This window comes from Umezawaea sp. (genome assembly GCF_036375055.1).
Taxonomy (GTDB): domain Bacteria; phylum Actinomycetota; class Actinomycetes; order Mycobacteriales; family Pseudonocardiaceae; genus Umezawaea.
On record NZ_DASUSQ010000154.1, the window covers coordinates 1 to 14,822 of the forward strand.

At 72.9% G+C, this 14,822-nt stretch carries 8 protein-coding genes; 4 read left to right on the plus strand and 4 right to left on the minus strand.

Going from position 1 to position 14,822, the window contains the following annotated elements; all coding sequences use genetic code 11:
- Positions 1–8: 8 nt before the first annotated feature.
- A complete protein-coding gene (locus VFZ92_RS37155; protein ID WP_330881824.1) occupies positions 9–1,091 on the minus strand; it encodes a VanZ family protein in 1,083 nt (360 codons plus the stop codon).
- Positions 1,092–1,211: 120 nt separating this feature from the next.
- Complete coding sequence (locus VFZ92_RS37160; RefSeq protein WP_330881826.1) at positions 1,212–4,844, minus strand: BTAD domain-containing putative transcriptional regulator; 3,633 nt, start codon at positions 4,842–4,844, stop codon at positions 1,212–1,214.
- Positions 4,845–5,280: 436 nt separating this feature from the next.
- On the opposite strand from VFZ92_RS37160, the gene VFZ92_RS37165 reads away from it, so the two are divergent.
- Positions 5,281–5,904 (plus strand): response regulator transcription factor, encoded by a 624-nt coding sequence (locus VFZ92_RS37165; RefSeq protein ID WP_330881828.1) that lies wholly within the window; start codon positions 5,281–5,283, stop codon positions 5,902–5,904.
- 322 nt (positions 5,905–6,226) lie between these two features.
- Here VFZ92_RS37165 and VFZ92_RS37170 read toward each other — a convergent pair whose 3' ends face one another.
- Together VFZ92_RS37170 and VFZ92_RS37175 are read right to left on the minus strand one after the other, a co-directional pair.
- On the minus strand, positions 6,227–9,925 hold the full coding sequence (locus tag VFZ92_RS37170; protein ID WP_330881830.1) for a BTAD domain-containing putative transcriptional regulator: 3,699 nt from the start codon (positions 9,923–9,925) through the stop codon (positions 6,227–6,229).
- A gap of 98 nt (positions 9,926–10,023) precedes the next feature.
- Complete coding sequence (locus tag VFZ92_RS37175) at positions 10,024–12,864, minus strand: AfsR/SARP family transcriptional regulator (RefSeq protein WP_330881832.1); 2,841 nt, start codon at positions 12,862–12,864, stop codon at positions 10,024–10,026.
- A 731-nt stretch (positions 12,865–13,595) separates the two neighbouring features.
- Between VFZ92_RS37175 and VFZ92_RS37180 the strand changes: the two genes are divergently transcribed.
- The 3 genes from VFZ92_RS37180 (at position 13,596) to VFZ92_RS37190 (ending at position 14,772) form a co-directional block, all read left to right on the plus strand.
- Positions 13,596–13,934 (plus strand): response regulator transcription factor, encoded by a 339-nt coding sequence (locus VFZ92_RS37180; protein WP_330881834.1) that lies wholly within the window; start codon positions 13,596–13,598, stop codon positions 13,932–13,934.
- A 220-nt stretch (positions 13,935–14,154) separates the two neighbouring features.
- Positions 14,155–14,439, plus strand: a complete 285-nt coding sequence (locus VFZ92_RS37185) for a hypothetical protein (protein WP_330881836.1) — start codon at positions 14,155–14,157, stop codon at positions 14,437–14,439.
- Positions 14,440–14,481: 42 nt separating this feature from the next.
- Positions 14,482–14,772 carry a WXG100 family type VII secretion target gene (locus tag VFZ92_RS37190; protein WP_330881838.1) on the plus strand — a complete coding sequence of 97 codons (291 nt, stop codon included), beginning with the start codon at positions 14,482–14,484 and terminating at the stop codon, positions 14,770–14,772.
- Positions 14,773–14,822: the final 50 nt, after the last annotated feature.

Sequence of the window (14,822 nt, forward strand, 5' to 3'; positions counted from 1 at the left end):
GCAGGCGGTCAGCGCGCTGCCAGAGGGGTGCGCACCGGTGCCAGCAGCACGCCGCGGGTGCCCGCCACGCGTTCGTTCCAGCCCAGCTGGTCGCGGCGGAACGCCGGGGTGGCGAAGGAGCCCAGCAGCACCAGCGCCACGGCGGCCAGGTCGAGGCCGAAGCCGGTCCAGCTGGTGAGGTGCGGGGACAGCAGCACCGAGTAGGCGACCAGTCCGGTCACGCCCAGGAGTTCGCGCACCGCGACCCTCGCCGGGGACGGACGGCCGCCGTCCAGGGCGCGCATGCGGTAGCGCATCAGCCTGCTGCCCAGGGTCCAGCCGCCGGTGGCGGCGGGCAGGACCACGCGCAGGGCCACCGCCAGGCCCACCTGGAGCCACCCGTTCGTCGGGAAGAGGAGCCGGGCGAGCACCAGGAACACCACGGCGTCCGCCGCCAGCGCCAGCGCCTTGCGCGGCACGCTCACCGTGCCGGGGCGGACCACCGCCTCGTCGGGGTCCGGCAGCGCGGGCACGACGATCGCCACCGGGGCGATCATCCAGCCGAGCAGGGAGCCGGAGGTGTTGGAGATGAGGTCGTCGACGTCGGAGATGCGGTAGGGGCACGGGTAGATGCCCATGTTCCCGGTGTACTGCACCACTTCCACGATGAGCGAGACGCCGAGACCGATGAACACGGTGGCCAGCACGCCCTTGCCGTAGGCCTTGCGCAGCACGATCCCCAGCGGGACGAACAGGGCGGCGTTGAAGGCCTGCTGGACGAACGCCGAGGACGTGGCCATGGCGACGACACCGGACCGGCCGTAGGCCTCCATGTTGTTGCGCATGTCCGTCACCCACTGGAACGGGACGGTCGAGAGCATCTGGTCGCCCTGGCACAGGTTCGCCCGGTCGGGGAACGGCAGGAAGATCAGGGCCATCGCCACCAGGCCGTAGGCCATCAGGCCGTAGAGCACGACCGCGCGACGCGGCTCGATCCGGCCGAACCGGTAGTAGTGCAGCGCCACGAGGGGCAGCAGCACCAGCGCGCCGATCCCCACGAAGGCCAAGAAGCCGGTGCGGATGTTCTCCAGGTACGAGCTCAGCATGTCCATCCGTTCCACGGTCGTGCGCGTGGGACGTCTCTACCCCCGCGCACCTCGGCGGAAACACGAATGGGAGCTGTTGCGCCGAACGGTAGCCACCGCTGCGGCGGACGCACCGCGGACGGTCCGTCAGGCGGTGGGAACGCGTCCCGCGTGCCGCTGCACCACCCGGCGGGTCACGCCCAGGCGGGAGTCGACGCCGAGCTTCTCCAGCAGCCTGGTCACGTGGACCTGCACGGTGTTGCGGGACATGCTCAACCTCGTCGCGATGTCCGAGTTCGGCCAGCCCGCCGCGATCAGGTCCGCCACGCGCCGCTCGACCTGGTCCAGCGGGCGGCCGTCGACCGCGCTGCGGCCGCCCACCCGCCAGCGGATGCCGAACGGCTTGAGCCGCGACTCGGCGCGGCGCACGTCCCAGGCCGCTTCCAGTCCTGTGTAGACGGTCAGTGCGTCGTAGAACGCGGTGTGCGCGTCCTCGGTGCGGCCCTCCGCCGCGAGCAGCACGGCCCTGTCCTCCGACACGGCGGCCTGCTCGACCTTGCGGCCGACGGTGCCGAAGTGCTTGGCGACCGCCGCCAGCGCGACCGGGTCGCGGTCGACCAGCGCCCGGCACCACTGCGCCGCGACCGCGGCCCGTGCCGGTGACTGCTCGCGGTCCGCGCCCCGCTGGCACAGGGCGAGCGCGCTCCGCGCGACACCGGTCTCGCCGAGGTCCAGCGCGAGCCGCGTCAGGCGCGGCAGCCACTGGTGGCGCGGGACCAGCGGCGGGTAGTCGTCGCCGAGCAGCGGCAGCAGCGCGCTCAGCGCCTCGTCCTGGCGGTCGAGCTGCTCGGCGGCGAGCGACGTCGCCATCGACAGGAAGTCGTCGCGGACCACGGCGGAGGACCGCTCGTACTCGGCCGCGGACTTGAGGTGCGTCTCCAGCGCCGTCGAGTCGTCGCGGTGCGCCGCGATCAGCGCGCGCACGCCGTGCAGCAGCCGGATCGAGCCGTGCTGCCGCACCGCGTGGAAGGTGATCTCCGGGCGGTCGCGCACCACCGCGTCCAGCTCCGCCAGCGCCTCGTCCCACCGGCCGAGCCAGTAGTGGTGCACGGCGGCGGGCAGGTGCGGTCCGCTGGACAGGCCGCGCTGGACGACGGTGTTGCGGGCACCGTCCAGCGTCCGGCCCGCCTCGTCCATCTCGTCGAGGTTGTGCAGGGTGTGGACCCTGTCCTCGGCCAGGCACAGCTCCAGGTCCACGTGCGCCGCGTCGCCCGCCAGCGCCGCGAGCGCCTCCTGCACGTGGGCCAGCGCGTCGCGGTGCCTGCCCTGCGCCGACGCCTCCTCCCACAGCCGCTCCGCGGCGAACGCGCGGGAGAACGGGTCCTCGCGGACCACTGTGGACGGTGCGACCGCGGCCAGCAGAGCACGGTGCCTCGCCCGCCAGCGGTCGGGCACGGACGGGTCGGCCGACACCTGCCGCAGCGCCGCCGCCGCGCGCTCGCCCTCGCCCGAGCCGTGGTCGAGGTAGGCGAGCACGAGCCGCATCTCGGCGGCCCGGTTCGGGTCGTCGGTCGTGGCCAGCACGGACCGGGCGTCCGTCGCGGGGCACTCGCCCAGCCAGAACCGCAGCCGCACCAACCGGGTGGTCAGCGCCTCGCGCGCCCGGTCCCGCAGGCTCGGGTCCGTCACGGCGCCCGCCAGCAGCTCGGCCGCGAGGGCGGGCGACCGGCCCGCGACGGCGTTCGTGTGCGAGAGCAGCCACTGCGCGACCCACGCGTCCGCCGGGACGGGCCCGCCGAGCAGCTGCTCCGCCACCCGTTCCACGTGCGCGCCCGCGGTGTCCAGGGTCTCGGCGGACTGCCGGTGCAGCGCGACCCGCACGGTCTTGGGGATCGCCTCGTACAGCGCGCGCCGCACGAGCGTGTGCCGGAACGCGAACCGCTGGCCGGACTCGCCGATCACGCCCGCCGCGGACGCCTCCTCGACGGCGGGCAGCAGCTCGGAGGCCTGCTTGCCCATGACCGTGGCGAGGTCGCTGAGGTCGAACTCGACGCCGAGCAGCGCGGCCCACCGCAGCGCGTCCCTGGTCGTGTCGTCGAGGTGGTCGAGCCGCCTGGTCACCACCGTGTTCACCGTCGGCTGCGCCGGGTACCGGGCGCGGTCGTGCGCGATGTCCGCGACGCCGTCGAACACGGCCACGGCGTCGTCGCGCACCAGGGCGTCGACGATCTCCTCCAGGTAGCGGGGGTTGCCGCCCGCGCAGTCGGTCGTGGCGAGCAGTTCGGCACCGGGCTCGGTGCCGAGCAGCCTGCGGACCAGCTCGGCCGAGGCGGCGTCGTCCAGCGGGTCGAGGCGCAGCAGCTCGCCGCCGCCCATCGACACCATCGTCCGCAGCGGGTCCAGCTCGGCCCGCCGCGGGTGCGGCCTGCACGAGCCGACGAGCAGCAGCGGCAGGTGCCGGGTCGCCTTCGCGAGCCGGTGCCACACCAGCAGGCTGGCGTCGTCGCCCCACTGGAGGTCTTCGAGCACCAGCACGACCGGACCGTCCGCGCACAGCTCGTCGACGAACCCGACGACGCGGTCCACCAGGCCGATCAGCCGGTCGACCGCCACCAGCACGGTGTCCTCGGACTCCCACGGGTACGCGGGCTCGACCGCGCGGCCCGGCAGCCCCGTCGCGAACTCGGCCCGGCGCGGGTCCGGCGACAGCGAGTCGATGTCCAGGCAGGCCAGGACCATGCTCAGCGGGAAGCGCCTGCCGACCTCGTCTCCCGCGTGCCACAGCACCTCGCAGCCCCGGTCGACCGCGTCGGCCAGACCGGTCGCCAGCAGGGCGGACTTGCCGACGCCCGGCTCGCCCTCGACCCACACGGCCGTGCCCCTGCCCGCCTGCACGTCGTGCAGCGCGGTGCGCAGCGCGGACAGCTCGGCCTCGCGGCCGACGAACACCGCCGGGTACGGCGGGATCGGCGACCGGGGCCCGACGGCGGGCGCGCCGCCCGCGCGCTCGTGGGCCGCGGTGATCTCGTCGTGGACCTTGCGCAGCTTCGCGCCCGGCTCGATGCCGAGCTGCTCGACCAGGACCTCCCTGGTCTCCCGGAACACCTCCAGCGCTTCGAGCCCGCGCCCGGAGCGGTGCAGCGCCAGCATCAGCAGCGCCCTCGGCGTCTCGCGCAGCGGGTAGGCGGTGCTCAGGTCGAACAGCTCGTCGACGGCGGCCGTGAGGTCGCCCGACTCCAGCATGATCTCGGCCCTGCGCTCCAGGACGTCGAGGTGCAGCTCGGCGAGCCTGCCCCGGTGCAGCGCGGCGAACGGGCCGTCGATGCCGGTGAGCGCGTCGCCGCGCCACAGCACGAGCGCCGCGTCCAGCGCCGCCCTGGCGCCCGCCGCGTCCCTGCGGTCCCAGCACTGCTGCGCCACCTCGCGCAGCCGGTCGAACTCGCGCACGTCCAGCAGGCCCGGTTCCAGCCGCAGGCTGTACCCGGAGCCCGCCGACACCAGCATCTGCCCGCCCGTCCACTTGGAACGGACGGGTTCGAGCGCGCGCCGCAGCCGGGAGACGTAGGTGTAGAGGCTGCTGTCGACGGCGCCGGGAGGGGACTCGCCCCAGATGGCGTCGACCAGCTCCTCGCGGGTCACGACCTGGTTCGCGCGCATCGCCAGCACGGTGAACAGCGCCCGCTGCCGCGCGGAGCCCAGCGCCAGCTCGGTGTCCCCGCGCCACGCGCGCACCGCGCCCAGCAACTGGACCCGCAGCGGTTCGGCTGACTCCGTCGACATCTCCGCCGCTCCTGGTTCGCAACGCGTCCGCTGACCCACGCGGGCACCGCTGGTGCCAGAAGTCCACTTTACCGGTCGTGAGGCCGAAAACCCTTGCGTTGAAAAGGCAACATCGTTGATGAATGACGGGTCAAGGGCCTCGGGAAGGGCTTACCCGCCAGTACCTTGACGAGTTCCGACGAAATGAGACGGAGTTTGCAAGGTCGTGGAGGCGGCGTCGAGAACGGTGAGGGCGGAAGTGCTTCCGGGCAGGCATCGCAGGTCAAAAGGCCACGATGTATCAAAACCGCGTGACAGTTCGAGGCTCGTGGGGCACGCTCTCATAGTAAGTTCACGCGTCGTCAAGACTGCGGCGTCCGTCGCGCGCGCGTCGTCAAGAGTTCATAGAGGTCGCTTGGCCACACTTCGATTCAGAGATCGAAGTGTGGAGGCACTCATGGCACGGGTACGGGTCGTCGTACACAGCACGGACCCCATGACCTACGTGGGGCTGACGAGCTACCTCAAGTCACGCCCCGAAATGGTCGTCGTCGAGAAGCACGAAGCAGGTCACGCGGACGTCGCCGTGTTCTCGACCGAGCGGCTCACGTCGGAGGCCATGAACCGGCTCCGGGCGCTCTCGGCGGAACGCACGGTGCCCACCGTCCTGATGGCGAGCGAACTCACCGAGGCGCCGCTGCTCGCGGTGGTGGAGTGCGGTGTGGTCGCGATCCTGCCCAGGAGCGCGGTGACCGGTGACCAGCTGGTGGACAGCATCATGGCCGCCGCCGCGGGCAACGGCGTGATGCCGCGCGACATCCTCGGCAAGCTGCTCAAGAGGGTGGAGATGCTCCAGCGGGAGGTGCTCGCGCCCAACGGGCTCAACGTCGCGGGCCTGGAGCCGCGCGAGGTCGACGTCCTGCGGCTGATCGCCGAGGGGTGGGGCACCGACGAAATCGCGAAAGAACTTCAGTATTCGGAGAGGACCGTCAAGAACGTCATCTACAACGTCACGAACCGCTTGAAGCTGCGCAACCGCGCGCACGCCGTCGCATACGCGTTGCGCGCGGGCGTCATCTGACACGCGAATGTTCGTATAGTTCACGTAAGTTCGTTTCGTTCACCGAGTGACCTTTAGTTCGTTCACCGTTTGACCTAATTGCCGCCGAGGAACCGCGCGCCGCCACGTGAGCGCACCGGTCCGGCGGACACCGTTTTTTCGGGAACGGCGATCGACCGCACGATCGCCGGCAGGAGAGGAACGCGCACCGGTACGGGTGCGCGTTGGACGGACCGGGGCGACCGCACGCCCCGGTCATTCGTCTGTCAGGGTCCTTGTGCACGTGCATCTGCTCAGCACCACGCCGTACGGGATGACCGCGCCGCGAAGTGGGACGCGACCGTCAGCGACCGGTGGCCGAGCGACCCAGCTCGTGGTGGCGTTCGGCGATCTGCGACCTCGACCGCACGCCGAGCTTCCCGAGTATCCGGGTGACGTGGGCCTGGACCATGCGGCGCGGCAGGGACAGCCGGACCGCGATGTCCGGGTTGGACTGACCGCTCGCGACCAGCTCGGCGATCCGGCGCTCGACCGGGGTGAGCGTGTCCCAGCCTCCGGTCGCGCGAGCGGACGCGGCGACCTCGTGGCGGATCCCGAACTCGTCCATCCTGGCCTGGGCCCTCGCCAGGTCCCACCTGGCGTCCAGCTCGGTGAAGATCTCCGCCGCCTCGGCGTAGGCCGCACGGGCGTCCGCCCGCTTCCCGGCCTTCGCCAGCAGCAGGGACGCCTCGTCCAGCGCCGCCGCCAGCTCCACCCGGCGACCCACCTGGCGGTAGTGGCTCACGGCCACGAGCGCCGGCTCGGGGTCACCGGTCACCAGCGCCTTGCACCGGTGCAGCGCGGTGTACGCCCGCGTCGGCACGGACTCGCGGGCCGCCTCCATCTCGGCGACCTCCATGACCTCGGCCACCCGCTCGTGGTCGCCGACGTCCAGCGCGAGCCGCAGGATGTCCGGCAGCCACTGGTGCCGCAGCATCATGTCGGCGTACGCCGGGTTCAGGATCCGCTTCACGGCGTCCAGGCCTCGCCGCACGTCGCCGCCCTGCACGGCGGCGAGGGAGCGGGCCAGCAGGAGGAAGTCGCACGCCTCGCGCTCGGCCGCCGTGACGACCAGCAGCTGGTCGGCCGCGTCCAGGTGCGCGGCGGACGTGGCGCTGTCGTGGCGGTGCAGCGCGATCAGCGCGGACACGCCGTGCAGCAGCAGGCCGTTCGGGCCGGGGTCGACCAGGCCGCTGTAGCTGATGGCGGGGCCGTCCTCGGAGACCGTGTCCAGTGCGAGCAGGGCCTCGTCCCAGCGGCCGGTCCAGTAGTGGTGCACCGCCGCCGAGATCTGGGGCCCGACCGGCAGGCCGTGCTTCACGGTCAGCTCGTCCACGGTGGCCAGCGCGACGTCGACCTCGTCGAGCTGGTCGAGGTTCTGGAGCGTGAACATCTTGTTGTCGAGCAGGTTGAAGTACATCCCGGCCAGCTCGGGCGAGTCCACGACCGCGGCGATGGCGTCGTCCACGTACCGCAGGGCGGCCCGGTGGTTGCGCCGCACCGACTCGACCAGCCACAGCGTCTGGAGCGCGTGCGCGATCAGGTAGGCGTCGCCGTTCGCGACGGCCTCGGCGTGCGCCGCCTTGCCGCTCACCTCCGCCTCGTCGATGTAGGTCACGTCGCGGCGCAGGTGCGCCAGCAGCGACTTGTGCCGGAGCTGCCAGATCTTCGGCACCGACGGGTCGACCTCGACCTCGGTCAGCGTGCGGAGCGCCAGTTCCCGCTTGTCCTGCCGCAGCAGCGTGGCCGCGAGCAGCTGGCGCAGCTCGGCCGAGCGCGCCGGGTCGGTGGAGATCGCCAGCGCCTGCCGCGCCTCGGCGTCGGGGTTGCGGGCCAGGCGGAACAGGACGCGCACCAGCGCCGTGAGCAGCAGCTCCCGGTTCGGGTCCCCCGGCCCGACCAGGTCGAGCGACTGCTCCAGCAGGTCGGCGGCGATCAGCGGCGCCCGGTTCGACAGCTCCGCCGCGCTCCCGATGAGCCAGTCGCCGACCCACGGGTCGAGGTCCGACGCGGCGGCCACGAGCTGCTCCGCGACGCGGCTCGGCGGCGCGTCCGCCTCGGCCAGCGCCTTCGCGGCCTGCTTGTGCAGCACCCCGCGCATCGGGGCGGTGATGCTGACGTACACGGCTTCGCGCAGCAGCGGGTGCCGGAACACCAGCCGCGGCTCGCCGTGGCCGAGCACGTTCGCGGCCATCGCGTCCTTGACCGCGCGGGCCACCTCGGGCACCAGGCGGCCGGACAGGCTCGCGATCTGCGCGATCGTGGCCTCGGCACCGAGGACGGCGGCCCACCGCAGCACCTCGCGGGTGCGTTCGGGCAGGGACTGGGACGTCCGCTGCACGGCGGCGAACAGGGTGCGCGGCGCGTCGTCGGCCTGCGCCTCGTCCACGTGCGCCACGCCGTCGATCAGGTCGACGGCCTGCTCGCGGACCAGCGCGCCCACCATCTCCCGCAGGTACAGCGGGTTGCCCGCGGCCCGCGCGGTCAGCCTGCGCAGCAGGTGGCCGGGGCGACCGCCGACCAGGTCCGCGGTCATCGAGTCCACGTCGGCGTAGGTCAGCGGTTCGAGGACCAGCACGTCGCCGTCGTTGGCGCGGACGCGGGAGCGGAGCTGGTCCAGCTCCGTGCGGCCGTGCCGCGACCGCGAGCAGGTGACCAGCAGCAGCGGCAGCTGGCGGGTGGCGGCGGCCAGGCGCCGCCACAGCGACACCGAGGACTCGTCCGCCCACTGGAGGTCGTCGAGCACCAGCACGGTCGGCGCCCGGTGGCACATCCGGTCGACCAGGGCGAGCAGCCGGTCCACCGCGCTCTGGATCGGGTCGTCGTCATCGGTGCCTCGGCTGCTCGGCTCGCCCGTGCGGAGCCTGCGGGCCAGGTCGGCGCGGTCGGGGTCCGAAGAGGACTGGTCGACGCCGAGGCATTCGAGCAGCACCTGGAGGGGGAACCGGCCCGCCAGCTCGTCGGCGACCGCCCAGCCGACGTGGCAGCCGAGGTGCTCGGCGTCCGCGAGGCCGACGGCCAGCAGTTCGGTCTTGCCGATGCCCGGCTCGCCCTCGATCCACACCGTGCCGCCGACGCCCGCCGCGACGTCGACCAGCCGGGCGCGCAGGCGGTCGGTCTCGGCCTCGCGGCCGACGAAGACCTGGCTGTTGGCCTGCCGCAGCACGCTCGGAGCCTGCGGCTCCTCCTCCGGCTCGTCCTCGACGGAGTCGGCGGGGCTCGCGGCCTCCTCGCCGCTGAGCACCACGGCGTGCGCGTGCCGCAGCGCGGGACCGGGCTTCGTGCCGAGTTCGCGCATCAGGGTCTCGCGCGCGTCGCGGAACACCGCCAGCGCCTCGGCCTGCCGTCCGCCCCGGCTCAGCGCGATCATCAGCAGCGCCCGCAGCGACTCGCGCAGCGGGTAGTCCTGCACCAGCGCGCCCAGTTCGGCGGCCAGCTCGACGTGCGCGCCCAGCACCAGTCGGGACGTGGCCAGCGCTTCCACCGCGGCGACCCGGCGTTCGGCCCAGCGGGTGCGCATGTGGTCGGCGAACGGGCCCGGCACACCGGAGAAGGGCTCGCCGCGGAACAGGCCCAGCGCCTGCTCCAGCGTGCCCGCCGCGCCGCGGTGGTCACCGGAGCCCGCCAGGGTCTGCGAGCGGGTGAACAGCTTGTCGAACGCCACCGTGTCGACCCGGTGCGGGTCGAGCCGCAGCGCGTAGCCGTGCTTGGTGGAGAACAGCGTCTCCTTGCTGTCGGCCACCCCGGCCTCGGCGAGGGCGCGACGCAGCGCGGAGACGTAGGTGTAGACGCTGCCGGGGGCGCTGACCGGTGCGGACTCGCCCCACACCTGGTCGATCAGCTCCTCGCGGGAGACCGCCTGGCCCGCGCGCGAGGCGAGCACGGCGAACACGGCTCGCTGCCTGCTGGGGCCCAGTGGGATCTCGACACCGCCGAGCACCGCGCGGACCGGGCCCAGCAGCTCGACGTGCACCTGCTTGCCGCTCGTTTCCTGCACCTTCACTGTTTTCCTCAAGGCGTCGGTGTGCTCATCTGCTGGACGGTCACCCCCGGACGCCTCTGGTGCCGAATGGGGCACGGGGGCGCAGCGGGGTCAAAGTATCAGGCCTGATCCAGTCGGGCGATCCTCTCCCGGACCTCGTCCGCCGAGAACAGGGACGGTCCGACCCCTGCCATGCGGCCGTTCTCGATGAGGTCCGCCGCCTCGGACCACACCGCGCGGGCCTCGGTGCCCGCGCCGGAGCCCGCCAGCGCGTCGCCCATCAGCACCAGGCCCTCGACCTCCCCGACCAGGCTGGCCTGCGCGCGGTGCAGTTCCACCGCGCGCCGGAAGCAGGTGATCGCCTCCCCGTGCCCGCCGAGGCTCGCGTGCGCCGCACCGAGTTCCGACCAGCAGTTCGCCTCGCCGTGGAGGTCGCCCGCGAGGCGGAACGTGGACATGGCCCGGTCCAACAGCTCCAGCGCCTCGTCGGAACGGTCGAGGCGCAGCGCGCACACCCCCATGCCCTCCAGCGCGATGGCCACGCCCTGCGGGTGGTCCATGTCCTGGTACAGCGCGTGGGCGCGCCGGTAGTGCGCGAACGCCGTGGGGTGGTCGCCCCCGTCGCCGCGGCCCCGCCTGGCCAGCACGTCGCCGATGTTGCGCTGCACGTAGGCCTGCTCGCCGACCCAGCCCAGCTCGGCGAGCAGCTCCTCGGTGGCGCGCAGGACCTCCAGCGACCGGTCGACGTCGCCGGTGAAGTAGTGCGCGCCTGCCAGGCTGCGCAACGTCCGGGCCTCGCCGACCCGGTCGCCCGTGCCGCGCGCGGCGGCCAGCGCCGCGGTCATCGTCGCGGCCCACGACAGGTGCATGCCCCTGCGCTGGAAGAACTCCTGCATGTCCAGCGCCACCTGCCACGCGTGGTCGCCGAACCCGTCGGCCGGGGCGTGCTCGACGAAGTCGTGCAGCACGTCGTGCTCCGCGAAGAACCACGCCATCGCGCGGTCGGCGTTCGGCGCCGTCTCCGGTGTCACGCCGGGCGCGGGCTCCCCGATCGGCACGGCCGCCTGGTGGGGCTTGAGCAGCAGGCGGACGGCGTGGGCGGAGTGCAGGTAGTGGTCGGCCGTCCGCCGCCGCGCCGCCGCGCGGTCCTCCTCGGTGTCCAGCTCCTCGCCCAGCTCCAACCCGTAGGCGCGCACCAGGTCGTGGAACTGGAACCGGCCGGGCAGGTGCTCGGTCACCAGCCGGGTGCGGTTCAGCTCGGCGAGCGCTGCCCGCGTCGTCCTCGGGTCCTCGCCGAGGACGCTGGCGCTCGCGGCGAGCGAGATGTCCGGCCCCCTGGTGTGCGCGAGCAGCCGGAACAACCGGGCGGCGCGGGGGCTCAGCGTGCGGTAGGACCAGGAGAACACCGCCCGCAGGTCGCTCGTGTCGTCGTAGGCGAACGCGTCCAGGCCGCCCTGCGCGTCGCGCAGCTCCCTGGCGATGGCGCTCAGCGGCACGTCCGGGTACGTCGCCGCGCGGGCGGCCACGATGGCCAGCGCGAGCGGCAGCCGTCCGCACATCCCCACGATCCGGTCGACCGCGTCGGGTTCGCGCGCGCTGCGGGCCTCGCCCAGCCGCAGCGCCACCATCGCGCGGGCCTCGCGGACCGGCATGGGGTCCAGCGTGAACGTCTGGCCGCCCTCGGTGGCGACGAGCCCGGTGAGCCTGTCGCGGCTGGTCACGATCGCCAGGCAGTCGGGAGAACCGGGGATCAGCGGCAGCACGTGCTCGACGTCGCGGGCGTTGTCCAGCACCACCAGCATCCTCTTGCCCTTGAGGAGGCTCCGGTACAGGCCGGTCTGCGCGTCGAGGTCCGCCGGGATCCGGCTGCTCGGCGTGCCCAGCGCGTAGAGGAAACCGCGCAGCGCCTCCGCCGTCTCCATCACCGAGCCGCTCGGGTCGTAGCCGCGCAGGTTGACGAACAGCTGGCCGTCCGGGAAGTCGGCGACCACGTCGTAGGCGAGCCGGACCGCGACCGTCGTCTTGCCCGCTCCCGGCATGCCGTCGATGAGGGCCAGCGACATCGGCCGGTCCGGGTCGCGCAGCGACGCCACCATCCCGGCCAGCTCGGCGTCGCGCCCGCTGAACGTCGCCAGGTCCTTCGGCAGCTGGGCGGGGCGGACCGCGACGGGCTCGGGGGAGTCGCCGCCGAGCGCCTTCTGGTGGGCCGCCCGCAGCCGGGCACCGGGGTCGATGCCCAGCTGGTCGGCCAGTCGCTCCACCAGCGACCGGTACACCCCGACCGCCTCGGCCCGCGCCCCCGACGCGGCCAGAGCGAGGATCAGCCTGGCGTGCAGCTCCTCGTTCAGCGGGTCGAGCGGGGACACCTTGCGCAGCAGGGGGAGCACGTCCCGCGCGGCGCCGCAGCGCAGCGCCGTGTCGGCCGCCTCGACCGCCGCCGACACGCGTTCGCGGTCCAGCGCGGCGAAGTCCTGGTCCTCCAGCGGTCCCCGCCGCAACCCGTGCGCGCACGGGCCGTGCCACAGCTCGACCGCGTCGGTGAACAGCCGCAGCGCCTCGACGTCCGAGCCCCGCGCGGCGGCGGCACGGGCACCCGCCACGAGCTGCCGGAACCGCGGCACGTCGGACGACGCCGCGTCGACCCGCAGCCGGTAGCCACCGCCGTCGCGCAGCAGCCACCCGCCCGCCGCGCGCAGCGGCAGGTCCGGTTCCAGCACCCTGCGCATCTGGCCGACGTGCCGGTGCACGACGTTCGCCGCGCTCGCGGGGGCGTCGTCGCCCCACAGCGCCGCGATCAGCTCACCGAGGCCGACGGGCTGGTCCGGGTGCACCAGCAGCACCGCGAGGAGCAGGCGCTGCTGCCGCGGCCCGAGGTCCAGTTCGTCGTCCCCGTGCCACGCCCGCAGCGGACCGAGCACGGAGAACCGGATCCGCGAGGAGCCGCCGTGCGCGGTCGACATCCCGGCAACCCCCCCTCGCGTTCCGCGCGCCGCTACCCCGGTGAACGACGACGTGCCCGTCACGGGCGACGTTCCGATGAGGACCACTGACGCGATCCTAGTGCGACCCGAGGAGTGGGGGTCTCGACTCGGGGATGCTCATTTCGTTGTTTGCGCAACGAGCGGGGAGCGGCGGAACAATCATGGCGGTGGCTTTCGGTGTGATCTCCGAGGTCCCGTGAACCGTTCTGCGGCGGGCACTTCCGGCACGCGGGCGGGGTGTGCGGTCGGTGCGGCCCCCGCGGTGGCGGCAAGCGCTTCCCGCGTGACGGCGGAGGAGTCCGGGACGGCCCCCGAGCGCGCGACCGGGGGGCCGGCAGGCGCTCGGGGGCCGTCCCGCCCGCTCGCGCCGGGGGCGCGGAACGGGACGGTGCGCGCGGTGGGGAAGGGGGTGTGCGCACCCGGCACACTACGGGCGGAACCCTCCCTGAACAGGCGTTCTCGTGGCGTTTTGTTGCCAGGGGGAGGTGCGGTCCCGTCGGTGGCTCTATGGTTGCGCGACACGTGCCGCGAGCGCTGTCGCCGGTCTGACGACCCGCGTCACTGGTGCGTCACTACTTGGTCACTCTTTCTCCACACGCTTCTGCCTACGCTGAGGCGGACGCCAGGGCCGCGCCCTTCGAGTTCCGCCGCGGAACCAGGCCCCGTGAACGTGTCGGTCCAGGTTCCGCTCGCGTGGGTATGGAGAGACCATGACTATTTCAGACAATTCGACCCGAGTGGACGGGATCAGCTCCCCGCAGCAGCGGGGAAGCGCGGGGAAATTCTCACCTGAATTGGCCATGCTCAACGAGCAGCAATTCCAGCTCATGCAGATGTTGGCGATCGGTCTGCCTGACCGTTCGATTGCGCGTCGGCTGTGCCTCGCACCGCGCACGCTCGCGCGGCGGATATCCGAGATCTACCGCATCCTCGGCGTCGAGACGCGGTTCCAGGCGGGGGTGGCGGCCCAGCGGCTCGGGCTCATCGGCGAGCCGGTAGGGGTGGACCGACCCGTGCGACCTCGTACGGGAGCCGCTGCTCACGGGTGATGTGCGGAAGGGCAGAGTAGGGGTACCCCTAGGGCAGTGTTGTTGCGGGAACCGGGTGTCCTGTCGTTAGCTGGACATCGTCGTACTGTTCAGCATCCAGCACCTCACATCTCGTTCGCGGTTTCACGGGCACGGGGATGAACGCTGTTCTCCTGTTTGGTCGAATTGAGATGATTCCCGCCCGAGGAGGGTTCCAGTGCCGGCAGGTGACAGCACCTCGGTGGACTTGGTCGGTATGGGTCAGGCGCGGATCCAGTTCGAGAACACCGCCTCGGCCTTCGCCAGGCAGCTCGGCCAGGTCGTGGACGAAGTCACTTTGTTGCATTCCACCTGGATGGGCGGCGAGTCGTTGGAGTTCGGCTCGGCGGTGGACGACTGGGAGAACAGCCTCTCCACCGTCATCGAGGAGTTGCGGGCCGTGGTCGAGGCCATGGGCGGCGGTGCCCCGGCGTCGACCGCGCGGCAGGACGACGCCGCGGGCGGTTGGTCCGACGGCAACGGCTAGGCCCGCCCCTCCTGCTCCTCGACCGCCGAAAGGACAGCCGCGATGACACCCGCGTACACCTTCAGCTTCCAGATCGCGGACAGCGTCCGCGACAACATGGCGGCCTGCACCAGGGCCGTGCTGGACCAGCTCGCCGAGCTCAACACCACGGCCCAGAGCGGCCTTGCCGGTTGGGACGGTGCGGCGCGCGACGCCTACGCGGCCCACAAGGCCAATTGGGACAGCGCCGCCGCCAGGATGCCGGAGGCGCTCGGCCGCGCGGAGGCCGCGCTGAACGAGATCTCCGGCGGGTACCTGAAGGTGGAGCACTACGCACGGGGTGCGTGGCTGTAGCGGGAGGTCGGGGCCGCACGTCCCGTCGACGCGGCCGTTCGCCCGCGGGG

What these genes read in the sequence shown, in the direction of transcription:
- VFZ92_RS37180 (WP_330881834.1), top strand. Translation starts at nt 13,596, where the DNA reads ATGACTATTTCAGACAATTCGACCCGAGTGGACGGGATCAGCTCCCCG.
- VFZ92_RS37190 (WP_330881838.1), top strand. Translation starts at nt 14,482, where the DNA reads ATGACACCCGCGTACACCTTCAGCTTCCAGATCGCGGACAGCGTCCGC.
- VFZ92_RS37165 (WP_330881828.1), top strand. Translation starts at nt 5,281, where the DNA reads ATGGCACGGGTACGGGTCGTCGTACACAGCACGGACCCCATGACCTAC.
- VFZ92_RS37155 (WP_330881824.1), bottom strand. Translation starts at nt 1,091, where the DNA reads ATGGACATGCTGAGCTCGTACCTGGAGAACATCCGCACCGGCTTCTTG.
- VFZ92_RS37175 (WP_330881832.1), bottom strand. Translation starts at nt 12,864, where the DNA reads ATGTCGACCGCGCACGGCGGCTCCTCGCGGATCCGGTTCTCCGTGCTC.
- VFZ92_RS37160 (WP_330881826.1), bottom strand. Translation starts at nt 4,844, where the DNA reads ATGTCGACGGAGTCAGCCGAACCGCTGCGGGTCCAGTTGCTGGGCGCG.